Origin of the sequence: Micromonospora sp. LOL_023, from assembly GCF_048060115.1 — a bacterium.
Taxonomy (GTDB): domain Bacteria; phylum Actinomycetota; class Actinomycetes; order Mycobacteriales; family Micromonosporaceae; genus Micromonospora_E.
Map to the genome: position 1 here is coordinate 20,860 of NZ_JBHMIM010000014.1, position 22,353 is coordinate 43,212.

A 22,353-nucleotide genomic window follows, 5' to 3' on the forward strand; every position below is an offset into this window, starting at 1 on the left:
GTCTCAGCCGGTATGATGACTTATCGAGGTGTTCGGGTGGCGGCGACCGCCGCCTCCCTGTTGTTGCTCACCACCGCGTGCGCCCAGGCCAGCGGTACGGATTCCGCGGATGATGCCGGCGCTGGTGGGTCCGCGCTCTCGGGGGACGCGCTCGTGCTGCGGGTGGACTACACCGGCGGCTTCACCACCCCGACGGCGCTGGCGACCCGGCTGCCGTTGGTCAGCGTCTACGCCGACGGCCGGGTGATCACCCAGGGGCCCACCGTCATGATCTATCCCGGACCGGCGATGCCGAACCTGCTGGTGCAGGTGATCAGCGCCGAGCAGGTCGACGACCTGGTCAAGCAGGCGTTGGCCGCCGGTGTCGGCTCGGCGCCGGACCTGGGCACTCCGCCGGTGGCCGATGCCACGTCGACCCGGTTCACCGTACGGACCGCCGCCGGCATCGATGAGCTGGAGGTCTACGCGTTGGGCGAGGCGGGCGAGGGGCTCGGCGGTGATACCGGCCTGACCGCCGAGCAGACCGCGGCCAGGGACAAGCTGCGTAGCTTCGCCGACTCGCTGACCGACCTGTCCGGTGGGATCGGCACCTCGGCGGAGGACTCCGAGCCGTACGTGGCCCACGCGATCGCCGCCGTCGCCGAGCCGTGGGCGGCCGTCGACGAATCGGTCGACGTCAGCCAGCCGGAGGTGGCGTGGCCCGGCCCGGCGCTGCCCGGCGCGTCGCTGTCGGAGAATCTCGAACTCGGCTGCGTGACGGTCACCGGGGCAGAGCTGGAGCAGTTGCGGACGGTCGCCAGCGACGCGACCACCGCCACGCCGTGGATGTCCGGGGACAAGCGCTGGACCGTCACCCTGCGGCCGTTGCTGCCGGACGAGGCGGACTGCGCGACCATCGCCGCGGCGCGCTGACCCTCCCCAGCCGGCGTGGCGATTCCGGCCGGGGTACGTGGAGCGGGACTCCACGTACCCCGGCCGGCCTGGCTTCAGCTGTCCACTCAGCCTCGGCTGGCTGACTCAGTCGGTCTCGTAGCCGAGATTCGGCCGTAGCCAGCGCTCCACCTCGGCCAGCGGCATCCCGCGCCGAGCGGCGTAGTCCTCGGTCTGGTCCCGCCCGATCCGGCCGACCGTGAAGTAGCGCGACGCCGGATGGGCGAAGAGCAGCCCACTGACACTCGCCGCCGGGGTCATCGCCGCCGACTCGGTCAGTGCGATCCCCGCCTGCCCGGCGTCGAGCAGGTCGAACAGTTGCCACTTCTCGCTGTGGTCCGGGCTGGCCGGGTAGCCCAGCGCCGGCCGGATTCCCCGGAACCGTTCGGCGTGCAGGTCGGCGATCGCCGGGTCGGCGTCCGGCTCGTACCACTCCCGGCGGGCCCGCAGGTGTAGGTGCTCGGCGAACGCCTCGGCCAGCCGGTCGGCCAGCGCCTTCACCATGATCGCCCGGTAGTCGTCCTGCGCGGCCTCGTAGGTGCCGGCCAACTCCTCGGCGCCGTGGATGCCGACCGCGAAGCCGCCGAGGTGGTCCCCGGCCGGTGCCACGTAGTCGGCGAGGCAGCGGTTGGCCCGACCGGTCGGTTTGGTGGTCTGCTGGCGCAGCATCGGCAGCGGCACCGGCAGCCCCGACCCGTCGGTGATCACCAGATCGTCGCCGTCGGAGCGCGCAGGCCAGAACCCGTACGCGCCGCGCGCCCGCAGCGAACCGTCCGCGATGATCTGGTCGAGCATCTCGGTGGCGTCGTCGAACAGCTCCCGGGCGACCGGCTGGTCGAGGATCGCCGGATACTTGCCCTTGAGTTCCCAGGCGAGGAAGAGGAACTGCCAGTCGATCATCGGCCGTAGCTCTTCGAGGTTGGGCTCGACGTAGCGCACGCCGGTGAACGCCGGTACCGGCAGGTCGTCGAAGGAGACCGGCTCCCGGTTGGCCCGGGCCTGGGCCAGGGTGAGGAGCGGCTGCCGCCGATTGGTGTGCTGCGCACGCAGCCGCTCCTGCTCGGCCCGGTTGTCGCTGTCGTACTTGTCGACCCGGTCGGCGCTGAGCAGGTCGGAGACCACCCCGACCACCCGGGAGGCGTCGAGCACGTGCACCGTGCTGCCCTCGTACGCCGGGGCGATGCGCACCGCCGTGTGTTGCCGTGAGGTGGTCGCCCCGCCGATCAGCAGCGGCAGCTTCAGCCCGCGGCGCTGCATCTCACCGGCGACCGTGACCATCTCGTCCAGCGACGGGGTGATCAGCCCGGAGAGCCCGATCGCGTCGGCGTTCTCGGCGACCGCGGTGTCGAGGATCTTGGCGGCAGGCGCCATCACGCCGAGGTCGATCACCCGGTAGTTGTTGCAGCCGAGTACCACCCCGACGATGTTCTTGCCGATGTCGTGCACGTCACCCTTGACGGTGGCCAGTACGACGGTGCCCGGACCGCGCTCGCCGCTGGGGTCGAACTCGGTGCCGGCGTCGGCGGCGTCCTGGCGGGCCTGCGCCTTCTCCGCCTCCAGAAACGGCTCCAGATAGGCGACCGACCGCTTCATCACCCGGGCGCTCTTGACCACCTGCGGCAGGAACATCTTGCCGGCGCCGAACAGGTCGCCGACGACCTTCATGCCGTCCATCAGCGGGCCCTCGATGACGTCGAGTGGCCGGGCGGCCTGCAGCCGGGCCTGCTCGGTGTCGTCCTCGATGAAGTCGACGATGCCGTGCACCAGGGCGTGTGACAGCCGGTCGGCGACCGGCGCCTCCCGCCAGGACAGGTCGACGGCCCGCTTGGTGCCGGAGCCCGACACGGTCGCGGCGAAGCTGACCAGCCGGTCGGTGGCGTCCGGCCGGCGGTCGAAGAGCACGTCCTCGACCAGCTCCAGCAGGTCGGCCGGGATGTCCTGGTAGACGGCGAGCTGACCGGCGTTGACGATGCCCATGTCCAGCCCGGCGCGGACCGCGTACAGCAGGAACGCCGAGTGCATCGCTTCGCGGACCACGTCGTTGCCGCGGAACGAGAACGACAGGTTGGAGATGCCGCCGCTGGTGCGCGCACCGGGGCAGCGCTGTTTGATCAGCGGCAGCGCGTCGATGAACGCCTTGGCGTACCCGTTGTGTTCGCTGATGCCGGTGGCGACGGCCAGCACGTTCGGGTCGAAGATGATGTCGGTGGGGTCGAAGCCGGCCTTGCCGGTGAGCAGGTCGTACGCGCGGGCGCAGATGTCGACCTTGCGTTGCGTGGTGTCGGCCTGTCCCTGTTCGTCGAAGGCCATCACCACCACGCCGGCCCCGTGTTCGCGAATCTGCCGGGCCTGGTCGAGGAATGCCTCCTCGCCCTCCTTCAAGCTGATCGAGTTGACCACCGCCTTGCCCTGCACGCACGTGAGACCGGCCGCGAGCACGCTCCACCGGGAGCTGTCGATCATGATCGGGATCCGGGCGACCTCGGGTTCGGTGGCGATCAGGTTGAGGAAGGTGACCATCGCCTGCTCGCTGTCGAGCAGGTCGGCGTCCATGTTCACGTCGAGCAGGTTGGCCCCGCCCCGGACCTGGTCCAACGCCACGTCCACGGCACCCTGGAAGTTCCCGGACTCGATCAGCCGGCGGAACTTCGCCGATCCGGTCACGTTGGTCCGCTCGCCGATCATCACGAATCCGGTGTCCGGGCCGATCTCGAACGGCTCCAGCCCGCTGAACCGGCTCGCCTGCGTCGGCTGGGGCACCACCCGGGGCGCGTTGCCGGCGACCGCCTGGGCGATCTCCGCGATGTGCGCCGGGGTGGTGCCGCAGCAGCCGCCGGCGATGTTGACCAGACCGGCGCTGGCGAACTCGCCGACCAGCGCGGCCGTCTCCTCGGGGGTCTGGTCGTAGCCGCCGAACGCGTTCGGCAGGCCGGCGTTCGGATGGGAGGCGACATAGCTGCCCGAGATGCGGGCCAGCTCGGCCACGTGCGGGCGCATTTCGGCCGCGCCCAGCGCGCAGTTGACCCCGACGACCAGTGGGTCGGCGTGTTCGACCGAGCGCCAGAACGCCTCGACGGTCTGCCCGGACAGGGTCCGGCCGGACAGGTCGACGATGGTCACCGAGATCCACAGTGGCAGGTGCGGGACCGCCTCCCGGGCGGCCGCGATCGCCGCCTTCGCGTTCAACGTGTCGAAGATGGTCTCGATCAGCAGCAGGTCCACGCCGCCCTCGGCCAGCGCCGTCATCTGCTCGGCGTACGTCGCCTTGACCTGGTCGAAGGTGACCGCCCGGTAGGCCGGGTCGTCCACCCGGGGCGACAGCGACAAGGTGACGTTGAGCGGGCCGATCGAGCCGGCGACGAACCGTCCGCCGAACTCGTCGGCGGCCTGTCGGGCCAGCTGCGCGCCGCGGACGTTCATCTCCTTGACGTACGCCTCCAGCCCGTAGTCGGCCTGGGCGATGCTGGTCGCGGTGAAGGTGTTGGTGGTGGTGATGTCCGCCCCGGCGGTCAGGTACTGCCGGTGCACGTCGAGGATGACGTCCGGGCGGGTCAGGTTGAGCAGATCCGGGTCGCCGGTGACGTCGCGGGGATGGTCACCGAACCGGTCGCCGCGGTAGTCGTCCGGGGTGAGCTGCGCACCCTGCAACATGGTGCCCCAGGCACCGTCGAGTACCGCGATCCGCTGACCGAGCAATTCCCGCAGTGCGCGCTCGCTGTCGCTGACGGCCCGCCCGCTGTCGCTGGTGCGTGACAAATTTCCCACCTGACCACCTCCGTGAAATCCGGAGGCGCCCTTGACCAGTGAACACGTCCCCATCGACGCGGGCCGTGACCGCGGCCGAGCGTGGCGGGCACCCCGCAGCCCGTCGCAGCGCCTCTCGGCCTCCGTCGGAGTCTACCCGCGGCCGGCCGGACACACCGGCGGCCACGGGTGTTGCGTTGTTCGCACACCTGTCGGGTAGCTTCGTTGACCGGCTGGGCCGCCACCGTGCCGGGGCGGCCACCGGACCGACGGGAGATGTAGCGAAATGGGCAGGAAGACGGTGTACGTCTCCGACTTCACCGGCGCCGTGCTGGAGCCGGACGACGAGGTGGTGCGAGTGGTCGTGCTCGAACACCCCGATCTGGTCGCCGGGCCGGTGCGGCTGGAGGCACGGGCGGACGAGGTGGAGAGCCTCGACGACGCGGCGCTCGACGTCGCCGTGGTGGAGATCCACGACCGGCACGGCGACGGTGAGCCCCGGCGGGTGGTGTTGACCGCCGGGGAGTTCGACGCGCTCGCCACCGACGTGCCGATGGCACAGCTGCTGCGCACCGCCGAGCGGGTCAAGCCGGCCAAGACGGTCCGTAAGGCGACCGACCGGATCGACTACGCGAGTCTGGAGCACGCCGGTAAACCACACCGGGGGAAGATCACCGACGAGGAGGCCCGGCTGGTCCGCGAGCACCTCGACGACATCAACAAGCGGCTGGCCGACGACGGCCTGCGGCAGATCGATCCGACCAACCCCGAGCACGCCGACCGGTACGGCTTTCCCTTCCCCGGCGACGCCGAGTCGCCCTGAACTGTCGGTCCACCTAGGCATACTCCCGGTCGTACGGGCGCAGCGCGCGCCCAGGCGAACCAGCCGACGACCGGGAGGGTGAGATGGAGACCGACCATGCGGGGGCGCTGCTTGCTGTCGGCACCGAGAAGGGCCTGTTCCTCGCGACCAGCGCCGACGACCGGCGCGGCTGGCAGGTCAGCGGGCCACACTTCCCGATGACCGCGGTGTACGCGGTGGCGATCGACAGACGTCCGGCGGTGCCCCGGCTGCTGGCCTCGGTGGCCAGCTCGCACTACGGCCCCAGCGTCGCGACCAGCGACGACCTCGGGCGCACGTGGTCCGAGCCGGAGCAACCCCCGGTCGCCTTCCCCGCTGACACGGAGACCCCGCTGGAGCGGGTCTGGCAGCTCGCCCCGGCGTCGGCCGCCGAGCCTGGGGTGGTCTACGCCGGCACCCAGCCGTCGGCGCTGTTCCGGTCGACCGACGGCGGCGTCAGCTTCGACCTGGTCCGGCCGCTGTGGGAGCACCCGCACCGGCCGGACTGGGACGCCGGCTACGGCGGCCAGGCGATCCACACGATCCTGCCCGACCCGCGGGATCCCGCCACCGTGCTGGTGGCCATGTCCACCGGCGGCGTCTACCGCACCGCGGACGGCGGTGCCAGCTGGGCTCCGGGCAACACCGGCATCCGCGCGTACTTCCTGCCCAACGAATGGCCGGAGTTCGGCCAGTGCGTGCACAAGGTGGCCCGCGACCCGGCCGACCCGGACCGGCTCTACCTGCAGAACCACCACGGTGTGTACCGCTCCGACGACGCCGGGGCCACCTGGACGTCGATCGCCGACGGGCTGCCCAGCGACTTCGGCTTTCCTATCGTCGCCCATCCGCACCGACCCGGGGTGATCTACACTTTTCCGCTGGCCGCCGACGAGCGCCGGTTCCCGGTCGACGAGCGGTGCCGGATCTACCGCTCCGCCGACGCCGGGGGGAGTTGGCAGGCACTCACCGACGGGCTGCCGCAGCATCCCTACTATCCGGCGGTGCTGCGTGACGCCCTCACCGTCGACGACGCGCCGGTGGCCGGCGTCTACTTCGGCACCCGTAGCGGGGACGTCTACGCCAGCCGGGACGAGGGCGACACCTGGCGGGCCGTCGTCACCGGCCTGCCCGACGTGCTCTGCGTCCGGGCCGCGGTGGTGTGACCGTGGTGACGCTGCTGGTGCCGGGGGCGCTGCGAGTTGACAGCGGCGGCCAGTCCCAGCTCACCATCGAGGCGGGCGGCACCCTGCGGGCGGTCCTCGACGAGGTGACCCGGCGGTGGCCGCGGCTGGCCCGCCGCGTCCGCGACGAGCAGGGCCAGGTGCGGCGGTACGTGAACGTCTACGTCGACGGTGTCGACCACCGACACACCGGCGGGCTCGACACTGCGGTGGGTGACGGTGCCCAGGTGCAGGTGATCCCCTCGGTGGCCGGCGGCTGACCTGCGGCATGATGCCGTGAGTGCCCCGCCTTCTGATCGACTTGAGCCCGCTGCGGGCCAGTGCCCCGTACCGCCGGATGTGGCTGGGCACCTCGTTGTCGGCGATCGGCACCGGCCTGACCACCGTCGTGGTCAGCCTGCAGGTCTACGACATCACCGGCTCGACGTTCAACGTCGGCCTGGTCGGCCTGTTCGCGTTCGTCCCGCTGGTCGCGTTCGGGCTGTACGGCGGGTCGATCGCCGACGCGTACGACCGGCGTCGGGTGGTGGTCACCACCTCGACCGGCCTGCTGCTGGTCGGCGTCGGGTTCACCGCCCAGGCCTGGTACGACGTCGGCAGCGTCGCCCTGCTCTACGGCTTGGTCGCCGTGCAGAACGGGCTGTTCGCGGTCAACAACCCGGCCCGGACGGCGATCGTTCCGAGACTGCTACCGATCGGCCTGCTGCCGGCGGCGAACGCCCTCACCGGCCTGTCGATGGGGCTGGCGTACACGGTGGGGCCGCTGCTCGCCGGAGTCCTCGTCGGCTGGTGGGGCTATCCCGGGACCTACCTGGTGGAGGTGACGCTGGTGGCGGTGGCGTTGGTCACTCTGGTGGCGTTGCCGTCGATCCCACCGGAGGGCGAGGTCCGCCGGGCCGGGCTGGCCTCGGTCTGGGAGGGCCTGCGGTTCCTCGGCACCCGGCCCAACGTACGGATGACGTTCCTGGTCGACCTGGCGGCGATGGTGTTCGCGATGCCCCGGGTGTTGTTCCCGGCGATCGGGGCGGTGGCGATCGGCGGCGGGGCGACCACCGTCGGAGTGCTCAGCGCCGCGATCGCCTTCGGCACGGTCGTGGCCAACCTGCTCTCCGGCCGGCTGGGTGCGGTCCGGCGGCAGGGTCTGGCGGTGCTGGTGTCGGTGGCGGCCTGGGGTGCGACGATCGTGGCCTTCGGGCTGGTCGTCGCGGCCTCGCCCGGCCCGGCTGCCGGCGGCGGCGCGCATCCGCTGCTCTGGGCGGCGGTGGCGGTGCTGGTGCTGGCCGGCGCGGCCGACGCGGTCAGTTCGGTGTTCCGGATGACGATCCTGCAGGCGGCCACCCCGGACGCGCTGCGCGGCCGGCTGCAGGGGGTCTTCATCGTGGTGGTCGCCGGCGGCCCGCAGCTGGGCCAACTGCTGCTCGGCGCCACCGCGCAGCTGACCGGGGAGGCGTTGGCGGCGGTCGCCGGCGGGGCGGCCTGCCTGCTGGTGCTGGCGGCGCTGGCCCGCTACCAGCCCGCCTTCGCCCGCTACGACGCCCGGGAACCGACCCCCTGACCGTCGTTCGCCGGTACCGGCACAATGGTCCGCACCGGCGAACATCCCCCGCCGGTGCCCCGCCGCGTCGAAGGAGTCGCTCGATGGACAGGTTCACCAACCGGGTCGCCGTGGTCACCGGAGCCGCGCAGGGCATCGGAGCCGCTACCGCCGGGCGGTTGGCCGGTGAGGGCGCCACGGTGGTGCTGGTCGACCTGACCGTGCAGCGGGCCCAGTCGGCGGTCGACGAGATCGTCGCCGCCGGTGGCGCGGCCGTCGCCGTCGGCTGCGACGTGACCGACCCGGTGGCCGTCGACGCCATGATCGACCGGGTGGTGGCCGAGCACGGTCGGATCGACATCCTGGTCAACAACGCCGGGATCACCCGGGACAACATGCTGTTCAAGATGCCGGTCGACGACTGGGACGCGGTGCTGCGGACGAACCTATCGAGCATGTTCCACTGCTGCCGGGCGGCGCAGCGGCACATGGTCCCGGCCCGGTACGGCAAGATCGTCAACCTGAGCAGCCGGTCCGCGCTGGGCAACCGCGGCCAGGTCAACTACGCCGCGGCCAAGGCCGGGGTGCAGGGTCTCACCGCGACCCTGGCGATCGAGCTGGGGCCGTACGACATCAACGTCAACGCGGTCGCACCCGGCTACGTGGCGACGCCGATGACCGCCGCGGTCGCCGACCGGATCGGCGTCGACCGCGACGAGCACCGCCGGCAGGTGGCCGAGCAGACGCCGCTGCGCCGGGTCGGGCAGCCGGCGGAGATCGCCGCGGTGATCGCCTTTCTCGCCAGTGACGACGCGTCCTACGTCAGCGGTCAGACTCTCTACGTCAACGGTGGCGCCCGCTGAGTCGACGCCGCCGTACCCCGTCGGGCCGCTGGCCCGGCGGCTCACAGCTCCCGGTAGGTGGCGTGGTCGAAGTCGGCGTACCCGCCGTCGTTGCCGATGTCCTGCACCCACAGGCCGACGAACGCGCCGGTGAAACCCCAGGCCTCCGGCTCGCCGTCGGTCATCCGGGCGGCGTACTCGTCGGACAGGATCGTCGCGTCGAGCTCCACCGGAACCTCCTGCCAGTGGTCGCCCAGGTGGTAGCCGAACCGCAGCACCGGGCCGTCGAAGACGACCCGCAGCCCGAGCCGGTCCACGTCGGTGACGTCGATGTGGATCTGCGGGTACGCCCGGCGTCGGCCGCTGTCGCAGCTGAGTAGCTGCAACTCCTGCCGGCCCTCGTCGGTGCGGGTGAGGTAGACGTAGTGCCAGTTCTCGGTGTTGTAGTAGCCGGTGACCCCGGCGAGCTGGCGGGGGGTGGCCGCGCGGAACTCGACGAGGGTCTCGAAGACGCAGTTCGTCGCGGTCACCCGGCGGGCCACCAGGCTGGGGCGTTGCCGGCCGACGGGGGACTGGCCGCCGACGATCCGCAGGTGTGACGGCCGGCTGGTCAGGTCGACCCACTCCGGCCCGGCCGGCCGGCGCAGGGTCGACCAGCGCGGGCCGAGCGCCGGGGCGTCGAAGTCGTCGGTGGTCGGCTCCGCCGGCCACGGGTGCGCCGGTAGGTCCGGGGCGGGCACCTGCTCGGCGGGGATCTGCCCGGCGACCCGTGGCCAGCCGTCGGCCGACCAGTCGACGCGCTGGATGGCAGTCTCCCGGCCGAGCACGCAGCGGCCGAGCGGGGTGTACGGCCGGCCGACCAGATGCGCGAGGTACCACTCGCCGCGCTGGGTCTGCACCAGGCTGCCGTGGCCGGCCTTCTGCAGAGGCAGTTCGGGGTGCCCGGCCGAGGTGATCATCGGGCCCTGCGGGTCGGCCTCGTACGGTCCGTGCAGCGACCGGGACCGGGCGACGGTGACCTGGTGCTTCCAGCTGGTGCCGCCCTCGGCGGTGACCAGGTAGTACCAGCCGTCCTGCTGGTAGATGTGCGGGCCCTCGGTGAGTCCGGTCGGCGTACCGGTGAAGATGGTGACCGCGTCGCCGACCAGGCGTCCGGCGGCCCGGTCGTAGCGCTGGATCTCGATGCCGCCGAACCGGTCGCGGCCCGGCCGCCAATCGGCCGTCATCGCCAGCAGCCAGCTGCTGCCGTCGGCGTCGTGGAACAGCGACGCGTCGAATCCGTGGGCGTGCAAACGCACCGGGTCGGACCACGGTCCGTCGATCGATGCGGCGGTGATCAGGTAGTTCTGCGGGTCCCAGTAGCCGCTGGCGAAGCTGGACACATCACTGTAAACTAGGTGAAAAAGGCCGTGAGCGTGCGTCAGGTCGGGTGCCCACACCCCGCAGGAGTCACCGGCGCCGGTGAGGTCGAGCAGCCGGCGTTCGGTGAGTACGCCCGGCAGCGCACGCCAGTGCACCAGGTCCCGGGAGTGGTGCAGGGTCACCCCCGGGTACCACTCGAAGGTCGACGTGGCCAGGTAGAAGTCGTCGCCGACGCGCAGCACCGACGGATCGGGGTAGAACCCGCGCAGCACGGGATTGGTGATGACCCGGGCCGAGGTGGCCACTTCGGTCGTATCGGTCGGCATTCGGGTCCTCCGTGCGTTGACGACGCCTGTCTTTCGAGAGTTTTCCGGAAAGTATGCCATCGGCAAGGACTTCGCGGGTGGCCGTGACGGACGGTTCAGGACCACAAAGGTTGGGTCTTGACCGGACGTTGCCGCCGTCGTAACGTGCCCAACATCACTGTGATGTTCGTCGATCAAATGGTGAAATTTTCGGGGACAGAGATCTATTCCTTGGCATCCACTGGCGGTACGTCTGCATCCCGTGCCGCCCACCTGAGGGGACGGCACGTGACGACTCCGATACACCTCACCCGTCGGTCGCTGCTCGGCCTCGCCGGCCTTGGCGTCGGCGCGGTCGCCCTCGGCGGGTGCGGCGACTCCGAAGGCGACAGCTCCGCCATCGACTGGTGGCACATCCACAACACCGACCCGATGCTGCCGGTCTGGGCGGCGTTCGCCGAGGAATTCAAAGCGGAGAACCCCGGGACCAGCATCAACATCACCCCGCTGGAGAACGAGGCGTACAAGGCCCGGCTCACCACGGTCACCCAGGCCGGCAACCCGCCGGACATCTACCACACCTGGGGCGGTGGCGTACTGGGTCAGCAGATCGACGCCGGGCTGTGCCAGGACATCACCGACGCGGTCGCCCCGTGGCGGGACATCCTCACCCCGGCCGCGACCTTGCCGTACGAGATCGACGGCAAGTTGTACGGCGTACCGTTCGACATCGGCATGATCGGCTTCTGGTACAACAAGGCGCTGTTCAGCGACGCCGGAGTGGACACCCCGCCCACCACCTGGGCCGAGTACCTGGAGGTCGTCCGCCGGCTCAAGGACGCCGGCGTCACCCCGATCGCGCTGGCCGGTGGCGAGAAGTGGCCCGGTCACTACTACTGGGCGTACCTGGCGATGCGGATCGGCGGAATCGAGGCGCTCACCCAGGCCGGCGAGGACAACAACTTCACCACCCCGACCTTCATCGACGCCGGTCGGCGGCTGGCCGAACTGGCCGCGCTCGAGCCGTTCCAGCCCGGCTTCCTCGGCGCCAGCTACGGTAGCCCCGACGGCCAGGGTGCCGCGATGGGCAACGGCCAGGCGGCGATGGAGCTGATGGGGCAGTGGGCACCGACTGTCCAGGCCGACGCGTCCGGGGTCGACGGCGGGATCGGCGATGATCTGGGCTTCTTCCCCTTCCCGGCGGTCGAGGGCGGCCGGGGACTGGTCACCGACGCCTTCGGCGGCGGCGGCGGGTTCGCGATCGGTCGCGAGGCACCGCCAGCGGCGATCAGGTTCCTCGAGTTCGTCAGCCAGGTCGACAAGCAACGCCGCGCCGTCGCCACCGGGGCGCTCCTGCCGGTCACCATCGGAGCCGAGGACGCCATCGAGGATCCCAACCTCGCCCTGGTCGCCGATACCCTTGCGCAGGCCACCGGCTTCCAGCTCTACCTCGACCAGGCGTACGCCCCCGCCGTCGGGCAGGAGGTCAACGACCGGGTCGCCGAGCTGATCGCCGGCACAGCCACCCCCGAGCAGGTCGCCGATTCTGTCACCACCGTCGCGCAACGCTGATGGACCGCAGCCTGCGGCGGCGCCGGATCACCGACCGGATCACCATCGGCCTGTTCCTGCTCCCGGCCCTGGCGCTGTTCGGGCTGCTGGTGATCACGCCGATCCTGTTGGCCGGCTACACCAGCCTCTTCCGCTGGAACGGCTTCGGCGGTCTGCCCACCGACTTCGTCGGGCTGGACAACTTCGTCCGGCTGCTCGACGACCCGATCTTCCTTGGCGACCTGCGGCGCGGGGCGACCCTGTTGGTGCTGTCGGTCACCGTGCAGTTGCCGCTGGCCCTCGGCCTGGCCCTGCTGCTCAACCAGAAGCTGCGCGGCCGGGCCCTCTACCGGCTGCTGTTCTTCGCCCCGTACGTACTGTCCGAGGTCATCACTGCGGTCCTGTTCACGATGGTCTTCTCCCCGAACCGGGGCCTGGCCAACCAGCTGCTCACGGTGGTGGGCCTCGGGCACCTCAGCTCCACCTGGCTGTCCGACCCGTCGACCGTGCTCTACTCGGTCTTCCTCGTGATGACCTGGAAGTACTTCGGCTTCCACCTGATCCTGCTGCTCGCCGGCCGGCAGAACATCCCCAAGGAGTTGCACGAGGCGGCGGCGACCGACGGCGCCGGTGGCTGGCAGACCTTCCGACACATCACCCTGCCGCTGCTGGCCCCGACCATCCGGATCTCGCTGTTCCTGGCGGTGATCGGCACCATCCAGCTGTTCGACCTGGTCTGGGTGCTCACCGGCGGTGGCCCGCTGCACGCCTCGGAGACCATGGCCGTGACGATGTTCCAGTACGGCTTCCAACGGTTCGAGGTCGGTTACGCCAGTGCGATCAGCATCACCATGTTCCTGATCAGCCTGTTCTTCGCGGTGCTGTACCAACGTTTCGTGCTTCGCCGTGATCTCGAAGGAGCCATGACGAACATGGGGGCCCAGCGGTGAGCGCACGACTCAGGACCCTGTCGTTGCACGTCATCTCGGTCATCGTCGGTCTGGTGATCGTCGTACCGATCGCCTTCGCCGGGCTCGGCGGCTTCAAGGACAACTTCCAACTGGCGAACGACCCGTTCGGCCTGCCGTCGCCGTGGATCCCGGACAACTACGTCGAGATCCTCGGCTCCGGTACGTTCTGGCGCGAGCTGTTCAACAGCACGATGATCGCGGTGGCCACCGCCCTGATCGTGGTCGGTGTGGCGGCGCTGGCGTCGTTCGTCTTCGCCCGCTATGCCTTCCGGGGGCGGGAGCTGCTGTTCCTGTTCTTCACCATCGGGCTGATGTTCCCGTTCGCGGTGGCGATCCTGCCGCTGTTCATCCTGCTTCGCAGCCTGGGTCTGCTGGACAATCCACTCGGGGTGATCCTGCCGCAGGCGGCGTTCGGCCTCCCGGTGACGATCATCATCCTGCGGTCGTTCTTCCGGGCGATCCCGGGGGAGTTGGAGGAGTCGGCGATCCTCGACGGCTGTACGCCGTTCGGCTTCTTCTGGCGGATCCTGCTGCCGATGGCCCGTCCGGCGATCGCCACCGTGTCGGTGCTGGCGATCGTGGCCAGCTGGAACAACTTCATGCTTCCGCTGGTGGTCTTCAACGACCCCAGCTGGTGGACCATCCCGGTCGGCGTGCAGCAGTTCCAGGGCCAGTACGCCGACGAGAGCGCCAAGGTGCTCGCGTACGTCGTCCTGGCCATGGTGCCGGCGCTGGCCTTCTACGCGATCGCCGAGCGGCAGCTGATCGGCGGACTGACCGCCGGCTCCACCAAGGGCTGACCGTTCCGCACCCCGTGCGAATTGATCAACACGAGCTGACGTTCGTCTGCCGGCGGGGACCGGTCGGCGGGACCGCTCAGCCGCCGGACGGTTGTCCGGCCCTCGCGAACCGGCGAAACGCCGGACTGCACGGCTGATACCACCTGGTCAAGCGGGCTGAAACCGTGCTGGGGACCGGGCTGGCACCGGTCTCCTGACCGCGATTGTCCCCTGTGGAGAACAAGGTCCACGGTAGTCTGTCCGGGTGACGAGCATCCTGGTGCCCTACCACCTCGACGAGTACCTGCCCGAGCTGGACGTGCCGGGACCGGCGGAGACGACGGTGATGCTGGCCCTGCCGGACGCTGATCCGTGGACCCGGATGGGCTGGCTGTACGGGGCGGTGGCGGTGACGGTCGGCGGTGCCGTCTCCGCCGGCCGACGTCCGGTGGTCCTCTCCGGTGACTGCACCACGTCGCTGGGGGTCGTCGCCGGGCTGCAGCGCGGCGGTGTCGAACCGTCGGTGGTGTGGTTCGACGCCCACGGCGACCTGCAGTCGCCGGAGACCACGACCAGCGGCTACCTCGGCGGCATGCCGCTGCGGCTGCTGACCGGTCACCGGCCGGAGCTGATCGCGACGACGCTCGGCCTGCGGCCGGTCGCCGAGGAGCACGTTCTGCTCGCCGACGGCCGCGACCTCGACCCGGCGGAGGTCGACCACCTGCGCGGCTCGGCCATCCGCCGCTGCCCAGTGGGTCAGGTGCCCGGACAGCTGCCGGACGGGCCGATCTACCTGCACCTGGACGCCGACGTCGTCGATCCGGTGGACCTGCCCGGGCTGTGCTTCCCGGCAGCTGACGGGCCGCACCTGACCGAGGTCGCCGACGCGGTGACCGCGGTGCTGGACACCGGTCGGGTCGTCGCGGTCGGTGTCGCCTGCACCTGGGATCCGGGGCACGGCGCCGCCGCCCGGCTCGGCCCGCTGGTCAAGGAGATCCTGGGCCGACTGGCCTGACGGCGGCGCGCCAGCCACCGGCGGCGCTCACGTCGACCGCGTCCCGTACGCCGTGCTGCTCGGCGAGGAAACCAGCGACCCGGCTGCCGTCGTCCAACTCGACCGAGCCGAGCCCGAGTGGGGCCGGCACGGTGGCCAGCAGCGCGCCGACCGCCTGGTGCGGCAGTTGCCACACCTCGAGGGCGATCCCGCCGGCCGGTCCGTCACCGGTGCGGACCAGCCCTGGTCGGGGCAGCCCTGGGCCGGCCAGCCGGTACAGCCGGTAGCCGGGCGCGGTGCGGGCCCGGTACGCCAGCCGCCCACCGAGTCCGACCAGCTGTGGGTTGAGCGGCAGGCCGGTCAGGTGCGCGCCGGCCACCGCGACCGCGATCGACCCGGTGAGGTCGTCGGCGGCGTCCGCGACCGGCTCGCCGCACCAGGCGGCGGCGAGGTCGAGCAGCGGGGCGTCGGCGAAGGCCGGCGAGATCAGCTGTACGCCGAACGGCAGCCCGTCCGGTCGTTGGCCGGCCGGCACCGCCACCGCGCACAGGTCGAGCAGGTTGACGAAGTTGGTGAACCGGCCGAGCCGGGCGTTGACCCCGACCGGGTCGGCGGCGACCTCGGCCAGCGTGGGATGGCCGGGGGTGACCGGCAGCAGCAGGGCGTCCACGTCGGACCAGATCGGCTCGGTGCGGCGGCGCAGCGCGGCGAGCCGGTCCAGTCCGGCGAAGACGTCGGCGCCGGGCACGTCCCGCCCTCGACGCACGATGTCGCACACGGTCGGGTCGAGGTGCGGCCCGTCCGGTTCGAGGAGCTGGCCGAAGGCGGCCCACCGGGCGGCCAGCCACGGACCTTCGTAGAGCAGCCGGCCGGCGTCCAGGAACGCGGTGACGTCGACCTCGACGACGTGCGCGGCGACGGCCCGCAGCCGGGTCAGCGCCGTCCGCCAGGCGACCTCGTGTGCCGGATCGAGGCCGAGCGGCCGGTCCGGCACGGCCACCGCCCGCATCCGGGCGGCGATCCCGGCCGGCGGCCGGGCCGGCACCGGCCGTGACCACGGATCGTCCGGGTCGGCCCAGGTCAGCGCGGCCAGCGCCGGTCGGGCCTCGGTGACGGTACGGGTGAAGGTGGTGACGCAGTCCAGCGAGGCGCAGGCCGGCAGCACCCCGGCGGTGGAGATCAGGCCACGGGTCGGCTTCACCCCGACGATGCCGTTGAAAGCGGCCGGCACCCGGCCGGAGCCGGCGGTGTCGGTGCCCAACGCCACCGGCACCAGCCCGGTCGCGACGGCGACGGCGCTGCCCGAGCTGCTGCCGCCGCTGACGTGTGCGGCACTGGCGACGCTGTGGCAGGCGCCGTACGGGCTGCGGGTGCCGACCAGGCCGGTGGCGAACTGGTCGAGGTTGGTCTTGCCGAGAATCACGGCGCCGGCGTCGACCAGGCGGCGTACCGCGGTTGCCGTCGATGCGGCGGGCCGGTCGGCCAGGGCGGGACATCCGGCGGTGGTGGGGTGCCCGGCCAGGTCCAGGTTGTCCTTGACCGCGGCGGTGGTGCCGGCCAGCGGGGCGGCCGGATCGACCCGGGCGGCGGCGTCGGCGACCTCGGCCGGGTCGAGCAGGGTGATCCAGATCGGTTGGTCGGGGTCGGCGGCCCGGTGGACGTCGCGGGTCGCGGCAACCGCGTCCGGTGCGGTCGGTGTCACGGGGGGAGTCCTCCAGCGGCGGGTAGGGATGGCCGGGGGCACGGCTGGCCGGGGCCGGCGCGGGACGCCGCGCCACAACTGCCGTACCCCCGGGGCTGGTCAGGACGAGGGGATCTGCCCGACGACACCATCGACGAAGTAGTCGATCGATTCGATGGTCTGGTAGTCGGGGACGGTGCCGGCGGGCACCCGCACCGTGCCGGCCTGGTCGACGACCGGCCCGGCGAACGGCGAACCGTCCTCGGCGCTGATCTTCACCCTGGCCTGCTCGACCAGCTCCTTGGCTTCGTCGCTGACCGCCGGGCCGTACGCGGACTGCACGAACGGGTTGTCGCCGGTCTTGAGCCCGACCCGGAAGTTGTCGTTGTACTCGCTGCCGGTGAAGTCACCGTCCAGGATGGTCTGCACCATCGTGGTGTAGAGCGGTCCCCAGTCCCACTCGGAGCCGGTGAGCCAGCCGGTGGGCGCCAACTCGGTGGCGTCGGCGTGGTAGCCGACGGTGTAGGCGCCGGCCGCCTCGGTGGTGCGGATGATGGTGGCGGTGCAGTCCTGGTGCTGGCTGATCACGTCGACGCCCTGGGTGATCAAGCTCTTGGCGGCCTCGGCCTGCTTGGCCGGGTCGCACCAGCTGGAGGTGTTCACGACGTATGTCCTGACCTCGGGGTTGACCGAGGCGGCGCCGAGCTGGAACGCGTTGATGTTGTCCAGGGTCTGCGAGATGGGGAAGGCGTAGACGTAGCCCAGCTTGTTGGTCTTGGTGGTCCTGCCGGCGATGATGCCGGCCAGGTAGACCGGCTCGTAGACGGTGCCGAAGTAGGTGCCGAAGTTGGGCGGCAGGTCGCCGTCGACGATGTTGCCCTGCTGCAGCACCACCACGTCGGGGTTGGCGGCGGCGACCTTGAGCGCCGGGTCCTTGTGCCCGTACGAGGTGGCGAAGATGATCTTCGCGCCCTTGCGGATCATGCTCTCCATCACCCGGGTGGCGTTGTCGTCCTCCGGCACGTTCTCGGCGGTCAGCACCTCCAGATCCGGGTAGGCGGCGGCGACGGCCTGGCTGCCCTCGTACGCGGCCTGGTTGTAGCCGTAGTCGTCCTTGGGTCCGACGAAGATGAAGCCGATCGCGGTGCCGCCGGTGCCGGGGGCCTCGGCGGTCTCCCCGGTCGACGCGGCGGTGGTGGTGGTGTTGGTGGCGCAGCCGGCCAGCAGCACGGCGGCCAGCGCGGTGGCTGTCGTGGCGGCCAGCACGCCTCGGCGGGACAGTCTTCGGATGCTCATCTGGGTTCCTCCGGTGATCTATTTGGCGGGGGTCAGTTCGAAGACCCGGGAAAGTCCTTCAGGGGCGGCGTTGCTGCGTCGGCGGCCGAGTAGCACCAGTGCGGCGATCGTCACCAGGTACGGCAGTGCGTCCAGGGCGAACTGGTTGAAGCCCAGGCCCCGGGCCTGCAGGGCGGGGGAGAGGGCGAGGGCGGCACCGAACAGGTACGCCCCGCCGACGGCGCGCAGCGGATGCCAGGCGGCGAAGATGACCAGGGCGACGGCGATGAAGCCCCGGCCGGCGGTCATGTTCTCGAACCAGGCGGTGGCGTACGCAGTCGACAGGTGGGCGCCGCCGACCCCGGCGAGCAGCCCACCGGTCACCACGGCCAGGTAGCGCACCAGTTGCGGCGAGTGCCCGTACGCGGTGAGCACCTCGCCGCGTTCGCCGGCACCCCGGATGGTCAGCCCGACCCGGCTGCGGTACAGCAGCCACCAGATCGCCGGGGCGAGCAGGTAGGAGCCGTAGACGAGGGGGTCGTGCTGGAAGAAGATCGGCCCCAGCCAGGGGATGTCGGCCAGCAGCGGCACCGGGTACGGCTGGAACGGGCTGATCGCCCGGCCGACGTACGCGGCCCCGAACATCGAGGTCAGCCCGAGGCCGAGGAAGAGCACGACCAGGCCGGTGGCCAGCTGGTTGGCGGCCCGGCCGAGCACCATCACCGCGTGCACCAGGGCGAGCAGGCCGCCGGCGGCGGCACCGGCCAGCACCCCGGCCCACGGGCTGCCGGTCTCGGCGGTGACGGCGTAGGCGGCGAGCGCGCCGGTGAGCATGCTCCCCTCGGTGCCGAGGTTGATCACCCCGGCGCGTTCGGCGATGGTCTCGCCGAGGGCGGCGTAGAGGATGGCGGTGCCGCCGCGCACCCCGCCGGTGAGGACGTCGACGATCACTTCTTGCTCCTTCGGGTGAAGCCGAGCACGACCAGCAGCACGATGGCCATCAGTACGTTGACCGAGGCGGCCGGCAGGTTGGCGTCGATCTGCAGGCTGTCGCCGGCCATCGCGATCGCGGCCAGCAGCAATGCGGCTGACGCGACCCGCAGCGGCCGGTGCAGCGCCAGCCAGCTGGCCAGGAAGCCGACGTAGCCGAAGTTGGCGGTCATGCCGGGGCGCAGTTTGAACTCCGTACCGGCGAAGTGGACCAGCCCGGCCAGGCCGGCGAGTGCGCCGCCGACGAGCATCGAGGTGACCAGCAGGGTGCCGACCCGTAGGCCGGCGCGGCGGGCCGCTTCCGGGTTGCCGCCGACGACCCGCAGCCGGAATCCCCAGCCGGTGCGCGCCAGCAGCCACCAGATGGCGACCAGCGCGATGGCGGCGACGACGATGCCGGTGTTGAGGGTGCCGCCGGGCACGAACAGCGGCAGCCGGGCGGTGTCTTCCAGGGGCCGGCTGGCGGGTTGGCCGAAGCCGGAGGCGTCTTTCCACGGGTCGTAGATCAGCAGCAGCATGATGTCGATGGCGATGAAGTTCATCAGCAGCGTGGTGATCGCCTCGTTGACCTTGACGGCGAGCCGCAGGCCGGCGGCGATGCCGGCCCACGCCGCGCCGCCGACCATCGCCGCGACGATCATCAGGGCGAGCACCACCGGGCCGGGTAGGCGTTGGTCGGTGACCAGGCCGACGCCGGCGGCGCAGACCGCGCCGATCACGATCTGACCTTCGCCGCCGACGTTGAGCAGGCCGGCCCGGGCCGGTACGGCGACCGCGAGCGCGGCCAGCACCAGCACCGAGGCCCGCACCAGTACGGTCTGCGCCTGGGCCGGGTCGACCAGCGACGTCACCATGTCGGCGTACATGGCGACCGGGTCCACGCCCTTGGCTGCGGCGAAGGCGCCGAAGATCACCGGAGCGGCGAGTACGGCGACGACGACCCGCAGCCACAGTTTCGCTCGATTGTCGACAGTTTTTGCCTGTTCGGGGGCGGGGCGCACCAACGTGTCGGTCACCTCAGGTCACTCCCGCCCGCAGCGTCGTTGCCGCTGCCACCACCGGCGTGGTTGCCGCCCAGCATCAGTTGACCGATCGCGTACCGGTCGGTGCTCGCCGGTGTCACGACCCCGGCCAGCTCCCCGTTGTGCAGCACCGCGATCCGGTCGCTGATCGCCAGCAGCTCGTCCAGATCCTCCGAGACCACCAGCACCGCCGCCCCCGCGTCGCGCTGCTCCAGCAGCAGCTCCTGGGTCCGCCGGGTGGTGGCGATGTCCGAGCCGCGACTCGGGTACGCGGCCACCAACACCGTCGCCGGCGCGCCCAGCGCCCGGGTCAGCAGCACCCGTTGCACGTTGCCGCCGGACAGCTCGGCCACCACCCGGTGCCCGGCCGCCATCCGCAGTCCGGCCTGCTCCTCCCGCCGCGCCGCGTCGGCCGTCACCGCCCGCCAGTCGATGCCCAGACCCCGGCGGACCGCGCCGAGATCGGCCAACGCCATGTGCTCGGTGACGGTCAACCCGGGCACCACCGCGTCGGTGAGCGGATCCTCCGGCACCCCGACCGCCCCGGCGGCGAGGGCCTGCCGGGGCCGGCCGTGCACCGCGACGGCACCGATGTGGACCGAGCCGGCGGCGACCCGACGCTCGCCGAGGATCACCTCGCACAGCTCGCGCTGCCCGCTACCGGCCACCCCGGCCACCCCGACCAGCTCACCCGGGCGCAGGTCCAGGTCCACCGCGCGCAACGCCGGGGCACCCCGGTCCCCGGTGACGTCGACGCCGCGCAGCCGCACCACCGGTGCCACCTGCGGGTCCGGCGGCTGGCGATGACTGGCCAGGCCCGGCACCGATCGGCCGACCATCGCCTCGACCAGTTCGGCGTCGGTGTGCGCGGTCGGGTCGGCGTTGCGCAGCACCACCCGACCGCCGCGCAGCACGGTCACCCGGTCGGCGATCGCCCGCGCCTCGGCCAGCTTGTGGGTGATGATGACGATCGACAGGCCGCCGGCCCGCAGCGCCCGCACCGCGGCGAACAGCGCGTCGACCTCCTGCGGGGCCAGCACGCTGGTCGGCTCGTCGAGGATCAGCAGCCGCGCCCCGGCCATCAGCACCTTGAGGATCTCCACCCGCTGGCGTTCCCCGATGGACAGGTGCGCCACCAGCGCGTCCGGTTGCACCGGCAGGCCGTACCGCCGGGCCTGCTCGGCGATCCGCGCGGACAGCGCCCGCCGGTTGAACCGCACCCCGCGACCGGGCAGGGCGAGCGCGATGTTCTCGGTGACGGTGAACGCCGGGATCAGCCGCAGGTCCTGGAAGACCATGCCGATGCCGGCCGCGCGGGCCGCCGCCGGCGAGTCGATCGCCGCCGGTACGCCGTCCACCCGCAGCTCACCGGCGTCCGGCCGGTACACGCCGTAGATCAGCTTCATCAGCGTGCTCTTGCCGGCGCCGTTCTCGCCGAGTACGGCGTGCACCTCGCCGGGCGCGACGTCGAAGTCGACGCCGTCGTTGGCGACGACCGCGCCGAACCGGCAGGTCAGGCCGCGTACGGACAGCAACGCGGTCGGGCTGGCCACCGCCAGTGTGGCGGTCATGACAACCCTCTCGTCTCGACGGCCATCATCCGGGTCAGGGCCTGCGCGGCCCGTTGCTCGACAACGGCGACGGATTCCCCCAGGTGCATCGTGAACCTCCGGTGCGCGGTGTCGAGGTCGCCACCGAGGACGGCCTCCAGGATGCCGAGATGCTGCGTGATCGTCCGGTCGATCCGCTCGGCGGAAAGAAAGTCGTGCATCCGGACCACCCGGATGCGTTCGTTGACCACGCCGAGCATCCCGGCGAGAGAGTTGTTGCCGGTGGCCTCGGCCAGCCGGACGTGGAAACTCTCGTCGAGCAGCACGAACCCGGGATCCGGTTCGGGGGTGTCGCGGCGCAGCACCAGCCAGTCGTCGCGTAGCGGCTCGACGACGGCCGGATCGTGTGGTTCACCTGTCTCGACCGGCCGGTGCAGTGCCGCCAGCTCCAACGCGCGGCGCACCTCGTACAGCTGCCGGACCTCGACCAGGTTGGACGCCGCCGGCACGTAGCCGCCGTCCGGCAGGCGTTCGACGAGCCGTTCGGCGTGCAACCGGGCCAGGGCCTGCCGGACCGGGGTACGCGACACCGACAGCAGGGTGGCCAGCCGCTCCTCGCCGAGCCGGATCCGCAGCGGGAAGTCACCGACCAGCAGCCGCCGCTTCAGTTCGGTGTAGGCGTGCTCACCGGCCTGCGTCCGCGGAGGTGTGTCCAGTCTTGTATCCAACGCCGGATCCATGGTCGGACCGTAGGAGCACTGTGCTTCGCTGATGTTTCGCGGCGGTAAGCAGCCCGAC

The 22,353-nt window shown here is 71.5% G+C and carries 18 protein-coding genes; 10 read left to right on the plus strand and 8 right to left on the minus strand.

The features are described from left to right. Positions 1 to 15 precede the first annotated feature (15 nt). Positions 16 to 912, plus strand: a complete 897-nt coding sequence (locus ACFHVL_RS09975; protein WP_416627162.1) for a hypothetical protein — start codon at positions 16 to 18, stop codon at positions 910 to 912. 105 nt (positions 913 to 1,017) lie between these two features. Here the strand turns inward: ACFHVL_RS09975 and metH are convergent, their stop codons facing one another. Beyond that, complete coding sequence (gene metH, locus ACFHVL_RS09980) at positions 1,018 to 4,635, minus strand: methionine synthase (RefSeq protein WP_416627323.1); 3,618 nt, start codon at positions 4,633 to 4,635, stop codon at positions 1,018 to 1,020. A gap of 325 nt (positions 4,636 to 4,960) precedes the next feature. Here metH and ACFHVL_RS09985 point away from each other — a divergent pair, with 325 nt between their 5' ends. The 5 genes from ACFHVL_RS09985 to fabG all read left to right on the plus strand — a co-directional run bounded on the left by ACFHVL_RS09985 (position 4,961) and on the right by fabG (position 9,096). Beyond that, positions 4,961 to 5,497: a hypothetical protein gene (locus tag ACFHVL_RS09985; protein ID WP_416627164.1), complete on the plus strand. Its 537-nt coding sequence runs from the start codon at positions 4,961 to 4,963 to the stop codon at positions 5,495 to 5,497. A gap of 83 nt (positions 5,498 to 5,580) precedes the next feature. Then, positions 5,581 to 6,681 carry a WD40/YVTN/BNR-like repeat-containing protein gene (locus ACFHVL_RS09990; RefSeq protein ID WP_416627165.1) on the plus strand — a complete coding sequence of 367 codons (1,101 nt, stop codon included), beginning with the start codon at positions 5,581 to 5,583 and terminating at the stop codon, positions 6,679 to 6,681. Positions 6,682 to 6,683: 2 nt separating this feature from the next. Further along, positions 6,684 to 6,959 (plus strand): MoaD/ThiS family protein, encoded by a 276-nt coding sequence (locus ACFHVL_RS09995; protein ID WP_416627167.1) that lies wholly within the window; start codon positions 6,684 to 6,686, stop codon positions 6,957 to 6,959. Positions 6,960 to 6,979: 20 nt separating this feature from the next. Beyond that, positions 6,980 to 8,254 (plus strand): MFS transporter, encoded by a 1,275-nt coding sequence (locus ACFHVL_RS10000; RefSeq protein ID WP_416627169.1) that lies wholly within the window; start codon positions 6,980 to 6,982, stop codon positions 8,252 to 8,254. Positions 8,255 to 8,337: 83 nt separating this feature from the next. Next, positions 8,338 to 9,096, plus strand: a complete 759-nt coding sequence (gene fabG / locus ACFHVL_RS10005) for a 3-oxoacyl-ACP reductase FabG (RefSeq protein ID WP_416627170.1) — start codon at positions 8,338 to 8,340, stop codon at positions 9,094 to 9,096. A gap of 41 nt (positions 9,097 to 9,137) precedes the next feature. Here the strand turns inward: fabG and ACFHVL_RS10010 are convergent, their stop codons facing one another. After that, on the minus strand, positions 9,138 to 10,763 hold the full coding sequence (locus tag ACFHVL_RS10010) for a glycoside hydrolase family 43 protein (RefSeq protein WP_416627171.1): 1,626 nt from the start codon (positions 10,761 to 10,763) through the stop codon (positions 9,138 to 9,140). A 267-nt stretch (positions 10,764 to 11,030) separates the two neighbouring features. Between ACFHVL_RS10010 and ACFHVL_RS10015 the strand changes: the two genes are divergently transcribed. The 4 genes from ACFHVL_RS10015 (at position 11,031) to ACFHVL_RS10030 (ending at position 15,058) form a co-directional block, all read left to right on the plus strand. Further along, entirely contained in the window at positions 11,031 to 12,314 is a 1,284-nt protein-coding gene (locus ACFHVL_RS10015; RefSeq protein ID WP_416627172.1) for an extracellular solute-binding protein, read from the plus strand. Continuing rightward, positions 12,314 to 13,243: a carbohydrate ABC transporter permease gene (locus tag ACFHVL_RS10020; protein WP_416627173.1), complete on the plus strand. Its 930-nt coding sequence runs from the start codon at positions 12,314 to 12,316 to the stop codon at positions 13,241 to 13,243. Before ACFHVL_RS10015 ends, ACFHVL_RS10020 begins: the two co-directional genes overlap by 1 nt. After that, the gene (locus tag ACFHVL_RS10025; protein ID WP_416627175.1) at positions 13,240 to 14,064 is read left to right on the plus strand and encodes a carbohydrate ABC transporter permease; all 825 of its coding nucleotides are present in this window, start codon (positions 13,240 to 13,242) and stop codon (positions 14,062 to 14,064) included. The genes ACFHVL_RS10020 and ACFHVL_RS10025 overlap by 4 nt, the downstream gene beginning before the upstream one ends. Before the next feature lie 244 nt (positions 14,065 to 14,308). Then, positions 14,309 to 15,058 carry an arginase family protein gene (locus tag ACFHVL_RS10030; protein ID WP_416627177.1) on the plus strand — a complete coding sequence of 250 codons (750 nt, stop codon included), beginning with the start codon at positions 14,309 to 14,311 and terminating at the stop codon, positions 15,056 to 15,058. Here ACFHVL_RS10030 and atzF read toward each other — a convergent pair. The 6 genes from atzF to ACFHVL_RS10060 form a co-directional block, all read right to left on the minus strand. After that, the gene (atzF, locus tag ACFHVL_RS10035) at positions 15,030 to 16,739 is read right to left on the minus strand and encodes an allophanate hydrolase (RefSeq protein WP_416627178.1); all 1,710 of its coding nucleotides are present in this window, start codon (positions 16,737 to 16,739) and stop codon (positions 15,030 to 15,032) included. The genes ACFHVL_RS10030 and atzF overlap by 29 nt on opposite strands. Positions 16,740 to 16,838: 99 nt before the next feature. Then, entirely contained in the window at positions 16,839 to 18,014 is a 1,176-nt protein-coding gene (locus ACFHVL_RS10040) for a BMP family ABC transporter substrate-binding protein (protein ID WP_416627180.1), read from the minus strand. A gap of 18 nt (positions 18,015 to 18,032) precedes the next feature. Further along, on the minus strand, positions 18,033 to 18,944 hold the full coding sequence (locus tag ACFHVL_RS10045) for an ABC transporter permease (protein WP_416627181.1): 912 nt from the start codon (positions 18,942 to 18,944) through the stop codon (positions 18,033 to 18,035). After that, positions 18,941 to 19,999 carry an ABC transporter permease gene (locus tag ACFHVL_RS10050; RefSeq protein ID WP_416627183.1) on the minus strand — a complete coding sequence of 353 codons (1,059 nt, stop codon included), beginning with the start codon at positions 19,997 to 19,999 and terminating at the stop codon, positions 18,941 to 18,943. The genes ACFHVL_RS10045 and ACFHVL_RS10050 overlap by 4 nt, the downstream gene beginning before the upstream one ends. Continuing rightward, positions 19,996 to 21,576: an ABC transporter ATP-binding protein gene (locus ACFHVL_RS10055; RefSeq protein ID WP_416627184.1), complete on the minus strand. Its 1,581-nt coding sequence runs from the start codon at positions 21,574 to 21,576 to the stop codon at positions 19,996 to 19,998. The genes ACFHVL_RS10050 and ACFHVL_RS10055 overlap by 4 nt, the downstream gene beginning before the upstream one ends. Beyond that, complete coding sequence (locus ACFHVL_RS10060; RefSeq protein ID WP_416627186.1) at positions 21,573 to 22,295, minus strand: GntR family transcriptional regulator; 723 nt, start codon at positions 22,293 to 22,295, stop codon at positions 21,573 to 21,575. Before ACFHVL_RS10060 ends, ACFHVL_RS10055 begins: the two co-directional genes overlap by 4 nt. Positions 22,296 to 22,353: the final 58 nt, after the last annotated feature.